General features: G+C 43.9%; 10 protein-coding genes. 6 read left to right on the forward strand and 4 right to left on the reverse strand.

Annotation, left to right across the window (positions count from 1 at the left end):
* The first annotated feature begins 275 nt into the window (after positions 1-275).
* On the forward strand, positions 276-1706 hold the full coding sequence (nrfA, locus tag AB4623_RS08300; RefSeq protein ID WP_181258323.1) for an ammonia-forming nitrite reductase cytochrome c552 subunit: 1431 nt from the start codon (positions 276-278) through the stop codon (positions 1704-1706).
* 126 nt (positions 1707-1832) lie between these two features.
* The gene (locus AB4623_RS08305; protein ID WP_372135818.1) at positions 1833-2177 is read left to right on the forward strand and encodes a rhodanese-like domain-containing protein; all 345 of its coding nucleotides are present in this window, start codon (positions 1833-1835) and stop codon (positions 2175-2177) included.
* A gap of 25 nt (positions 2178-2202) precedes the next feature.
* Here AB4623_RS08305 and AB4623_RS08310 read toward each other — a convergent pair whose 3' ends face one another.
* Positions 2203-2832 (reverse strand): tetratricopeptide repeat protein, encoded by a 630-nt coding sequence (locus AB4623_RS08310; RefSeq protein ID WP_017066842.1) that lies wholly within the window; start codon positions 2830-2832, stop codon positions 2203-2205.
* Between the two features lie 169 nt (positions 2833-3001).
* Complete coding sequence (gene gyrA, locus AB4623_RS08315) at positions 3002-5644, reverse strand: DNA topoisomerase (ATP-hydrolyzing) subunit A (RefSeq protein ID WP_017072500.1); 2643 nt, start codon at positions 5642-5644, stop codon at positions 3002-3004.
* Positions 5645-5902: 258 nt separating this feature from the next.
* On the opposite strand from gyrA, the gene ubiG reads away from it, so the two are divergent.
* From ubiG to yfaE, 4 genes are all read left to right on the forward strand, one after another.
* The gene (gene ubiG / locus AB4623_RS08320; RefSeq protein ID WP_372100990.1) at positions 5903-6646 is read left to right on the forward strand and encodes a bifunctional 2-polyprenyl-6-hydroxyphenol methylase/3-demethylubiquinol 3-O-methyltransferase UbiG; all 744 of its coding nucleotides are present in this window, start codon (positions 5903-5905) and stop codon (positions 6644-6646) included.
* A 508-nt stretch (positions 6647-7154) separates the two neighbouring features.
* Positions 7155-9437: a class 1a ribonucleoside-diphosphate reductase subunit alpha gene (nrdA, locus tag AB4623_RS08325; protein WP_017060992.1), complete on the forward strand. Its 2283-nt coding sequence runs from the start codon at positions 7155-7157 to the stop codon at positions 9435-9437.
* A 103-nt stretch (positions 9438-9540) separates the two neighbouring features.
* On the forward strand, positions 9541-10674 hold the full coding sequence (gene nrdB / locus AB4623_RS08330; protein WP_017063554.1) for a class Ia ribonucleoside-diphosphate reductase subunit beta: 1134 nt from the start codon (positions 9541-9543) through the stop codon (positions 10672-10674).
* Positions 10674-10952, forward strand: a complete 279-nt coding sequence (gene yfaE / locus AB4623_RS08335; protein WP_010438115.1) for a class I ribonucleotide reductase maintenance protein YfaE — start codon at positions 10674-10676, stop codon at positions 10950-10952. The genes nrdB and yfaE overlap by 1 nt, the downstream gene beginning before the upstream one ends.
* Before the next feature lie 172 nt (positions 10953-11124).
* Here yfaE and napF read toward each other — a convergent pair whose 3' ends face one another.
* Together napF and AB4623_RS08345 are read right to left on the reverse strand one after the other, a co-directional pair.
* Complete coding sequence (gene napF / locus AB4623_RS08340; RefSeq protein ID WP_372146151.1) at positions 11125-11640, reverse strand: ferredoxin-type protein NapF; 516 nt, start codon at positions 11638-11640, stop codon at positions 11125-11127.
* Complete coding sequence (locus AB4623_RS08345) at positions 11640-12206, reverse strand: molecular chaperone TorD family protein (RefSeq protein WP_372146152.1); 567 nt, start codon at positions 12204-12206, stop codon at positions 11640-11642. The genes napF and AB4623_RS08345 overlap by 1 nt, the downstream gene beginning before the upstream one ends.
* Positions 12207-12235 lie beyond the last annotated feature (29 nt).

Consider the following 12235-nt stretch of genomic DNA (forward strand, 5'->3'; position numbering starts at 1 on the left):
TTTATATCATGGTCAATTTAGGTAATTGATTGTTATATATGATAATAATTCTCAATTAAATTTTAATAATACTGCCCACCAATACCCCTTTAGGGGTATATAAACTTCAACGTGATTGAAGTCACTACCATTAATTGATCTAAGACAAGCTATATCCAACACGTAACAAAATGTGTTTGTTTATGAATTAATATAAACAGGAATTCTCCAGTTCTTAATTTGAATAGCAAACTCACAACGCTTGGTATAAGAATCAGTATATTGGAGATATCACTGTGAAAAAGCATTGGATACGTAATTCGGTCACAGCACTATTAATGGTTAGCGCATCACTAGCAAGCACGACCAGTTTTGCTGCGTCTGAACAAAAAGAAATTGGCGATCCTCGTAACGACCAGTTCGAGCAAAACCACCCAGATCAATATCATTCATGGAGACAGACTTCAGAAAGCGAAACCATAGAAGATGCACTAAAAGAAGATCCCAACATGGTTATCATGTGGGCTGGCTACGGCTTCGCAAAAGATTACAACAAGGCACGTGGTCACTTTTATGCGATTGACGATGTACGACAAACGCTTCGTACTGGCGGCCCAACAGACGAAAGCTCAGGCCCAATGCCAATGGCATGTTGGAGCTGTAAGAGCCCAGACGTAGCACGTGTTATTGAAGAACGTGGCGAAGATGGTTACTTCGAAGGTAAGTGGGCGCGTCTTGGCAACGAGATCATTAACCCTATTGGCTGTTCAGACTGTCACGATACCAAAAGCGAAGGCTTTAAAAATGGTGAACCAGCTCTTAAGGTGACTCGTCCTTACGTTGAACGTGCATTTGAAACGATTGGTAAAAAGTTTGATGAACAAAGCCGCTTAGACCAACAAGCATCTGTTTGTGCTCAGTGCCACGTGGAATACTACTTCACAGGGCCAACCAAAGGTGTGAAATTCCCTTGGGACCAAGGTACAACCGTTGGCGACATGGAACGCTACTATGATGCAATCAACTTTAAAGATTGGACGCATAAAGTATCGAAAGCACCAATGCTGAAAGCACAGCACCCAGGTTTTGAAACATGGCGCGAAGGCATCCATGGTAAGAACAAAGTCGTTTGTGCTGACTGTCATATGCCGAAAGTTACCAAAGAAGATGGCACTGTTTATACCGACCATAAAGTGGGTAACCCATTCGACCGCTTCGAAGATACGTGTGCAAACTGTCACACTCAATCGAAAGAAACCATGCGTAACATCGTTTCAAGCCGCAAAGCGCAAGTTCTGAACATGAAGCTGACTGCTGAGAAACAAATCGTAGCTGCTCACTTTGAAGCAGGCGCGGCATGGGAAGCGGGTGCGACAGAGCAAGAGATGGAGCCTATCCTACTGGATATCCGTCACGCTCAATGGCGTTGGGACTACGCTATTGCATCTCACGGCATTCATATGCATGCACCTGAAATCGCTCTAGAAGTGCTAGGTACTGCCGTTGACCGCGCAGCCGATGCTCGAACTAAGATTGTTCGTCTACTGGCGAAGAAAGGCATCACCGATCCAATCGAGATTCCAGATATCTCGACAAAAGAAGCAGCTCAAAAAGCGCTTGGAATGGACATGGATAAGATGAACGCTGAGAAACAACACTTCTTAGACACTGTTGTTCCTAAATGGGAAGAGCAAGCTGAAAAGCGTGAAGCCAACTACGAATACTAGTTTCTTCAATTAGACCATTACGTAAAAACCAGTCACACTATTGTTGTGTGGCTGGTTTTTTTAGGTTTTGGGGAAGACACATCAATATCGCCCCCCCGATCCGCTCGCCAATTCAAGGAATAAACAATGAAAATCTTACTTTCGCTTTCGGCATTATGTATTGCACTACTCAGTTCAGGCGTTCACGCCTCAGAACGAGCAGAAACAGGGTGGGAAATGATTGAGGAAGGTGCGCTGGTCGTTGATGTCAGGACACCAGGAGAGTTCAAGCAAGGTCATCTGGACAATGCGATTAACTACCCTCTTTCTGAAGTCGCTACGCACTTTGCCAGCATAGACAAAGCTCAACCTATCGTTTTGTATTGCCGCAGTGGTAACCGCTCAGGACAAGCTTACCAGTATTTGAAAGCTCAAGGGTTTACACAGATCCACAACGCTGGCGGTTTAATTGAGATGCAAGAAAGCAAATAATCTCGAAATTACAGATAGTGCCCGTTTAACGGATCATTTGCTTAGCTTGGTTGATCGAATGGATGATAGAGACACGATCAATGCCTTTCTGGTTAGAATCGAGAATTTGAGTCCACGCATCAATCGCTTGTTGATAGCGCATGCTGATGAAGTGATCGGTCGCAATCAACATCAATGCCGTACGATCGTTGGGATCAAGCTCCATGGATTGATTTAAGAGCACTTTCACATCATCACTCATCGCCTGTGAACTTAGGTAATACAAGGCGCTCGCTTTAGCTGCATAAAGCCCTGAAGGCGCCTGTGGGTCTAAACGAATCGCATAGTCGTAACAGGTAAATGCAGCATCAAACTCCCCTTTCTGCATATAAACACCACCAAGCTTAAACCAAAGGTCTGATTGATTAGGGTCTTGCTCCAGGCTCTGCTGAAGTTCATTTTGGAAATCTGTTGCTGTATAGCTGCTGTCGTCACTTGAAGTAAGTTGAGGGGCTTCTTGTTTCATCTGAGACCAAACCAGAATGCTGGCTAATATCGCCACACATGAAATAAGGAGGTTGCCTTTAAGATGACTGGTTTTTCTGTTTGATGCGATCACGATTGCCACTAGAAATAGGCTCATTAGCAGCAAAGCAATCAGTAACCAGATATCCATTCCATTCTCCTTTCATTGACGCTTTACTGTACCTTTTTCTCACTAAAACAATATTGATCGAGGTTTAGCTATTGGCTTTTAAACAAGTCACAGCCAAATTCTAGGTAATAAAAAACCGAGCACAATGGCTCGGCTTTTTGTCTCAACTTCTATTTATAGAAGTGAAAGATTACTCAGTGTCTTGCTCGCTATCAGAAGCGTCTGATGCTTGCTCTTCACTTGATTCAGAAACGACTGCTGCTTCAGCGTTTGCTACTTCAGCTTCGCCTTCAACAACCTCAGCTTCTTCTACTTCGTCGATACGTTGTAGACCTACAACGTTCTCGTCGTCAGAAGTACGAATCAGTGTTACACCTTGAGTGTTACGACCAACTTGGCTCACTTCCGCAACGCGAGTACGTACTAGCGTACCTGCGTCGGTGATCATCATCATTTCGTCGCCTTCTTCAACTTGAACAGCGCCAACAACTGGGCCATTACGTTCAGAGACTTTGATAGAAACCACACCTTGCGTTGCACGGCCTTTCGTTGGGTATTCAGCTAGTTCAGTACGCTTACCGTAACCGTTTTGAGTCACAGTTAGGATATCGCCTTCGTTAGAAGGAACAATCAACGATACTACTTGATCGTCTTCTGGAAGCTTCATACCACGAACACCAGAGGCAGTACGGCCCATTGCACGTACTTTGTCCTCGTTAAAGCGAACAACTTTGCCCGATTTAGAGAACAGCATGATGTCGCTATCACCGTTAGTGATGTCAACGCCAATCAGTGAATCATCGTCACGTAGGTTAACTGCAATTAGGCCGTTAGCACGTACGTTTGCGAATTGATCCAGTGATGTCTTCTTAACTGTACCGTCACCCGTTGCCATGAAGATGAATTTCTCGTTAGAGAACTCAGAAACTGGCAGGATAGCCGTAATACGTTCACCTTCTTCTAGAGGAAGAATGTTCACGATAGGCTTACCACGAGCAGTACGACTTGCTAATGGCAGTTGGTAAACTTTCAGACGGTATGTCTTACCACGAGTAGAGAAACATAGGATGTTATCGTGAGTATTAGCAACAAGCAGACGCTCAATGTAATCCTCATCTTTCATCTTAGTTGCACTCTTACCTTTACCACCACGACGCTGAGCTTCGTAGTCGCTTAGGATTTGGTACTTAACGTAACCTGCGTTAGAAAGCGTTACTACAACGTCTTCTTGAGCAATCAGCTCTTCCATGTCGATGTCATGAACTGCCGCTGTGATTTCTGTACGACGCTCGTCGCCATAGATTTCACGTACTGCTTCAAGTTCTTCACGGATAACTTCCATCAAACGCTCAGTGCTTGCAAGAATGTGCATTAGCTCAGCGATTTCTTCTAGAAGGGCTTTGTACTCGTCTAGAATCTTCTCGTGCTCAAGGCCTGTTAGGCGGTGAAGACGAAGTTCTAGAATTGCTTGTGCTTGTGTTTCCGTTAGGAAGTATTGACCATCGCGGATGCCGTATTGGTCTTCTAACCAATCAGGACGAGCTGCGTCAGTACCTGCACGCTCAAGCATTGAAGCAACGTTACCAAGATCCCAACCACGAGACACTAAACCAACTTTAGCTTCTGCTGGTGTTGGCGCGCTCTTGATCAGTTCAATGATTTCATCAATGTTAGCAAGTGCTAGAGACAATGCTTCAAGGATGTGTGCACGGTCGCGTGCTTTCTTCAATTCGAAGATAGTACGACGAGTCACAACTTCGCGACGGTGGTCTACGAAGCACTTAAGCATGTCTTTGATGTTGAACAACTGTGGTTGACCGTTATTCAACGCAACCATGTTGATACCGAAAGTCGTTTGCAGTTGAGTTTGAGCGTATAGGTTGTTAAGAACCACTTCGCCTACTGCATCACGCTTACATTCAATAACAATACGCATACCGTCTTTATCAGACTCGTCACGCAGTGCACTGATGCCTTCTACTTTCTTATCTTTAACCAGTTCAGCAATCTTCTCGATCAAACGAGCTTTGTTTACTTGGTAAGGGATCTCAGTAACGATAATGGTTTCTTTACCATTCTTCTCTACTTCGATATCCGCTTTTGAACGCATGTAAACCTTACCGCGGCCAGTCTTGTAAGCATCTACGATGCCTTTACGACCACTGATAAGTGCTGCTGTTGGGAAGTCAGGACCAGGGATATAGTCCATTAGCTCATCAATAGTGATATCTTCATTATTGATAAATGCTAAACAGCCATCAACAACTTCACCAAGGTTATGTGGTGGGATGTTGGTAGCCATACCTACTGCGATACCAGAAGCACCGTTTACCAATAGGTTAGGAATTTTTGTAGGAAGTACTGCTGGAATTTGTTCTGTACCATCGTAGTTCGGTACGTAATCCACAGTTTCCTTATCAAGGTCAGCCAGGAGCTCGTGAGCAATTTTCGCCATACGAACTTCGGTATAACGCATTGCAGCCGCGGAGTCGCCATCGATAGAACCAAAGTTACCTTGGCCATCAACTAGCATGTAACGCAGTGAGAACGGTTGCGCCATACGAACAATAGTATCGTATACAGCACTATCACCATGTGGGTGGTATTTACCGATTACATCACCTACTACACGAGCAGACTTTTTATATGGTTTGTTCCAATCATTACCTAGTACATTCATCGCGAACAAAACGCGGCGGTGTACAGGTTTTAGGCCATCACGCACATCTGGAAGGGCACGACCAACGATGACGGACATCGCGTAGTCTAGGTATGAACCTCTAAGCTCATCTTCAATATTTACGGGCGTGATCTCTTTCGCTAGATCGCTCATAGAGCCATTTTCCCTCTATAGTCAGATCGTATTTTTGAATACGTATAAGACCGAAAAATATAACACAAATTTACCTACGGAGGCATCACTTTCCCTCTCCTTTTACCATCTTGTGACCCTTGTAGCCAATCAATTGATGAGAAATTGCACCTCCGCATCATATCTTGCTGAAACATGGTCACTTTACATCCAATAAACTAGCAAAATTGTAGATCTTCTGGTCAGCGCGAAAAGGCAAGTTATAATGCCTGCAATTTCATGGATGCATTATTTAACTTGGAAATGCCGATTATGACTAAATCACAGAACGTAGACCCAGCAGAAATCAAGAAATTCGAAGACATGGCGTCACGCTGGTGGGATCTAGAAGGCGAATTTAAGCCACTACATCAAATCAACCCACTGCGCCTAAATTACGTGCTAGAAAAGACCGAAGGTTTATTTGGTAAGAAAGTCCTCGATGTTGGCTGCGGTGGCGGCATTTTGGCTGAAAGCATGGCTGTTGAGGGCGCAGTAGTCACTGGCCTAGATATGGGTAAAGAACCGCTAGAAGTGGCACGTCTTCACGCATTGGAAACTGGCACCAAGCTCGATTACATCCAGAGCACTATCGAAGACCACGCAGAACAGAACCCACAGACGTACGATGTGGTAACGTGCATGGAAATGCTTGAACACGTTCCTGACCCACAATCTGTTATCACTGCCTGTTCGAAATTGGTGAAACCGGGCGGCCACGTGTTCTTTTCTACATTAAACCGTAATTTCAAATCTTACTTGTTTGCGATTGTTGGTGCAGAGAAGCTATTGAGGATCGTTCCAGAAGGCACTCATGAACACGAGAAGTTCATTCGCCCTGCTGAACTTATCAAGATGGTCGATAACACTCCGCTGCAAGAACTAGGGATTACAGGGCTGCACTACAATCCTCTTACGGACACTTATCGTTTAGGCACAAATGTAGACGTAAACTACATCGTCCACACGCAAAACTTTGGCTAAAAAATATCGGTAGCCCTACCGTAAAACCTTTTGTAAAAAAGACGAATGAAAAGAGTTGCAATTACCATAACTTTGCGACTTTTTTCAGTCTAAATTTCGTGCGCTAGCTTCCATTTTGACCACCTCGATTTAAATTTAATCGCCTAAAATCAATCGCCCATTTTGGCCAAAGATCAAGGAATTTTTTTTTATGGGCGTGCAAAAATAAAGCATCATTAAAAGCCGACTTTTATACAATCAAGTCACATATAACCTCATCAGTTAGTGGTCACTTACAGTTTTTTTTCAATCCACCACTTATCCACAAGCAACCCCATTTCTTTACCTTGAAAAATATCAGTTGTAGCACTATCTTGTAACCCAACAAACAAATGACCCCTATATGTTGTGTTTGAACTACAATGTATGGGTAGACCAAGATCACAAAGCCGAAACGTAATTTACAAAAATTACACAGAAATACACAAAAACACGGCCTTGTTCAGTTTTGTTAGGGAAATTAAGCAGAATGAACCAACAACTTACTGTTACCAAGCGTAACGGGCGCAAAGAAACGATCGATCTAGAGAAGATCCATCGCGTGATTACATGGGCAGCTGAAGGCTTGCACAATGTTTCTGTATCACAAGTAGAATTGAAAGCTCACATTCAGTTTTACGATGGCATCACCACTACTGACATTCATGAAACTATCATCAAGTCAGCAGCGGATTTAATCTCTGAAGAGACTCCTGATTACCAATATCTAGCAGCACGTCTGTCTGTATTCCACCTACGTAAAAAAGCGTACGGCGAATACGAGCCGCCTGCACTGTATGACCACGTTGCAAAACTGGTTGATATGGGTAAATACGATAGCCACCTTATGGAAGATTACACGAAAGCTGAATTCGAAGAGCTTGACGAGTACATCGACCACAAACGTGACTTAGACTTCTCTTACGCAGCGGTTAAGCAGCTCGAAGGTAAATACTTCGTGCAAAACCGTGTAACGAAAGAAATCTACGAGAGTGCTCAGTTCCTTTACATTTTAGTTGCTGCGTGTCTATTCGCTAAATACCCGAAATCGACTCGTCTTGACTACATCAAACGTTTTTACGACGCATCGTCTACGTTTAAGATTTCTCTACCTACACCGATCATGTCTGGTGTACGTACGCCTACTCGTCAATTCAGTTCTTGTGTACTGATCGAGTGTGGTGACAGCCTTGATTCAATCAACGCGACAGCAAGCTCAATTGTTCGTTACGTATCTCAACGTGCTGGTATTGGTATCAACGCAGGTCGTATCCGTGCGCTTGGTTCTGAAATCCGTAATGGTGAAGCGTTCCACACAGGCTGTATCCCTTTCTACAAATACTTCCAAACAGCAGTAAAATGTTGTTCTCAAGGTGGTGTTCGTGGCGGTGCAGCAACGGTATTCTACCCACTATGGCACGGTGAAGTTCAGTCTCTATTAGTACTGAAAAACAACCGCGGCGTTGAAGAGAACCGAGTTCGTCACATGGATTACGGCGTACAGCTGAACAAGCTTATGTACTCTCGCCTAGTTCAGGGTGGCAACATCAGCCTGTTCTCACCTTCAGACGTACCTGGCCTTTACGATGCGTTCTTCGAAAACCAAGACCGTTTTGAAGAGCTATACGTTAAGTACGAAAACGATCCTTCAGTGAAGCGTGAAACGGTTAAAGCCGTTGAGCTTTTCTCTCTGCTAATGCAAGAGCGTGCTTCTACTGGTCGTATCTACATTCAGAACGTTGACCACTGTAATACACACAGCCCGTTTGATTCTGAAGTAGCACCTGTTCGTCAATCGAACCTATGTCTAGAAATCGCGCTTCCTACTAAGCCACTTTCTAACGTAGAAGATGACGAAGGCGAAATTGCACTATGTACGCTTTCAGCATTCAACCTTGGCGCAATCAATGAACTGGACGACCTAGCAGAGCTTTCTGAGCTGGTTGTTCGTGCTCTAGATGCACTGCTTGATTACCAAGACTACCCGCTTCCAGCTGCATACAAGTCGACAATGAACCGTCGTACTTTAGGTGTAGGTGTAATCAACTACGCATACTACCTAGCGAAGAATGGTGTTAAGTACTCTGATGGCAGCGCGAATGGCCTGACTCACCGTACTTTTGAAGCAATTCAATACCACTTGCTAAAAGCATCTGTTGAACTAGCGAAAGAGCAAGGCCGTTGCCCATCTTTCCACGAGACCAACTACGCGAAAGGCCTACTGCCAATCGATACTTACAAAAAAGATATCGACTTAGTATGTGAAGAGCCACTGCACTACGATTGGGATTCTCTACGTGAAGAGATCATGGAGCACGGTCTGCGTAACTCTACGCTAACAGCGCTTATGCCTTCTGAGACATCGTCTCAAATCTCGAACGCGACTAACGGTATCGAGCCACCACGTGGTTACGTATCAGTGAAAGCATCGAAAGACGGCATCCTTAAGCAAGTGGTTCCAGATTTCCTAAATCTTAAAGAGAACTACGAGCTACTTTGGAACATTGGTTCTAACGACGGTTACCTACACCTAGTGGGTATCATGCAAAAATTCGTTGACCAAGCTATCTCTGCAAACACTAACTATGACCCAAGTGTTTACGACAGCGGTAAAGTACCAATGAAGAAGCTGCTTCAAGACCTACTAACAGCGTACAAGTACGGTGTTAAGACGCTTTACTACCATAACACTCGTGATGGTGCTAAAGACGACCAAGGCGATGCAGTTCAAGTGCCGGAAGAAGATTGTGAAGGCGGCGGTTGTAAGATCTAAACCGCAATAAACATTAAGACCCCAGAGAAGAGTTATCTTCTCTGGGTTTAAAGCATTAACAGGGTCCGTTTTATTACGGGTCTTTAAAGGATTTGAGGCATTTATGGCTTACAGTACTTTTTCTCAGCAAAAAAATGACCAACTAAAAGAACCAATGTTCTTGGGTCAGTCGGTAAACGTTGCACGTTACGACCAACAAAAATTCGAAATCTTCGAAAAGCTTATCGAGAAGCAGCTTTCTTTCTTCTGGCGTCCAGAAGAAGTAGACGTGTCTAGCGACCGTATCGACTACAACAAGCTTCCTGAGCATGAAAAGCACATCTTCATCTCTAACTTGAAGTACCAAACGCTTCTAGATTCAATCCAAGGCCGCAGCCCTAACGTTGCCCTACTTCCATTGGTATCTCTACCAGAAGTTGAAACTTGGATTGAAACTTGGTCTTTCTCTGAAACGATTCACTCTCGTTCTTACACGCACATCATCCGTAACATCGTGAATGATCCAGGCGTAGTATTCGACGACATCGTTGAAAATGAAGAGATTCTGAAGCGTGCTAAAGACATCGCTTTCTACTACGACGACCTAATCAAGCTAACGGCTGACTACCACCGCTACGGTGAAGGCAACCACAGCATCAACGGCGAAGACGTTAAGATTTCACTTCACGACCTGAAGAAGAAACTTTACCTATGTCTAATGTCTGTAAACGCACTAGAAGCGATTCGTTTCTACGTAAGTTTCGCATGTTCATTTGCATTCGCTGAGCGTGAGCTAATGGAAGGTAACGCGAAGATCATCAAGCTAATCGCTCGTGATGAAGCCCTTCACCTTACTGGTACACAGCACATGATCAACTTGCTACGCAATGGTCAAGATGATTTTGAATTCATGCAGATCGCTGAAGAGTGTAAGCAAGAGTGTTTCGACCTATTCAAAGAAGCGGCTGAGCAAGAGAAAGAGTGGGCAGAATACCTATTCAAAGATGGCTCTATGATTGGTCTGAACAAAGACATTCTTTGCCAATACGTTGAGTACATTACCAACATCCGTATGCAGGCTGTTGGCCTAGGTACGGCTTACCCAGCAGCAACGTCGAACCCAATTCCATGGATCAACGCTTGGTTGTCTTCAGATAACGTTCAAGTTGCTCCACAAGAAGCAGAAATCAGTTCTTACCTAGTTGGCCAAATCGACAACGAAGTAAAAGCTGACGACTTTGAAGGATTTGAGCTGTAATGCCAACAATCAAAATCAACAAACTGACTTCAATTGAATCTAACCCTTCAAACACTCTGTTGGAAACAATGGAACAAGCTGGGTTAGAGCCAGAATACAACTGCCGAGATGGTCACTGTGGCGCTTGCCGCTGCACGTTGGATTCTGGTGAGGTCGAGTACGTTGGTTTTGCTATGGCTTACACGCAAGGTAATGAGATATTGCCTTGTATCTGTAAAGCAAAGACTGAGCTATCGCTGAGTAACGTTATTCATAGAAACAAGCAAAAACGCGCATAAGCCAGCTGGCTTTAGGTCACTTTGTTCGAATATCGTCAATAAGAATCAAAAAAGGGTCCGCTTCCTTTAGGAATGCGGACCCTTTTCTATTTATGTCTTTAGGTATCTAAAGCGACTCGTCTATCACTCAACCAAATCTTCCTGTTGGCTTGTGTCATACAAAGCCAAACGTTTATTGCTGAGTCAGGTTAAGAGTCACAGAGCCAATATAACAAGCGCTTCGGCACTCTCCACAGCCGTTACACTTATCTTTGTCCACTGTAGGCAACTCTCCTACTTCGATGTGTATTGCACCAGCTGAACACGCCGTTTGGCATGCTGAACAGTCCATTTGCATGTAATTATTGCAGCTATCCGCAAAGCTCGGCTTGAGGTCGATATAAGGCGTGACCGTTGGATGAAGTGCGCCGGTCCGACACACTTCAGTGCATTTGTTACACATAGAACAACTGTTGTAATCCAAATTCAGCAGCGCACTGCCCTCTAGCACCTCAATAACGCTATTTGGACACGATTGTTCACACAATCCACAACCGTCGCAAAGACGCTCAAACAGCACCTCATCGACCGCTCTTGGCGGTCTTGCATGCAAGCGCTGTGATATCTCTTCATAATTCGCGGCTGCTTTAACCGGTTTAGAAAGTCGAGTTAAGAAACCGCGTCTATTTGAATTTATTTGTTCAGACATTAGTCGATATATAACTTTTTAGTATCAACGTCTAAATTATATTCAGATATTAAGTACTTAAACCAATCTATTACATCAACCGATAGCTTTTTATAAAAAGATAACTCTGATGCTTTATTTAGTTTTTCTAAATAAACAGAAGACCAAGTTAATAAGTGACCCTCAAGTAATTCACCAGCTGAATTAATATTATTATTTTCTAACAAATACGCATGAGCGAATAACATTAAACCAAATTGATCTTCCGGCTCTCTTAACCCAGTGTCTAATTCAATCTGATTCAATTCTAAAAACTGGCGATACTCAACCGTAGAAGCACCAAACACAACGCGGTCTTTATCTAGGTACACAGAACCCCAAGGCGGAGCTGGCATGTCTCCAACGCCTTCAAACAGGCGGCTGAACTCTGCTGCGAGCGCATCTTCGTCTTCGCTTCTTAATGCCTGCAAGCATTCTTCAGAGAGTACTTCGCTCTCAACCAAAGCTTCGACAATGGTGATTAACTGTTCTTTACTTGTCGCTTGATAAAATAGCGAACCCAACAATTTATGCGTATCGATAATCATTATTATTTATACCGTTATAGGTTTAAAGA

This window comes from Vibrio sp. 10N.222.52.C12, from assembly GCF_041474215.1.
Lineage (GTDB): Bacteria > Pseudomonadota > Gammaproteobacteria > Enterobacterales > Vibrionaceae > Vibrio > Vibrio crassostreae_C.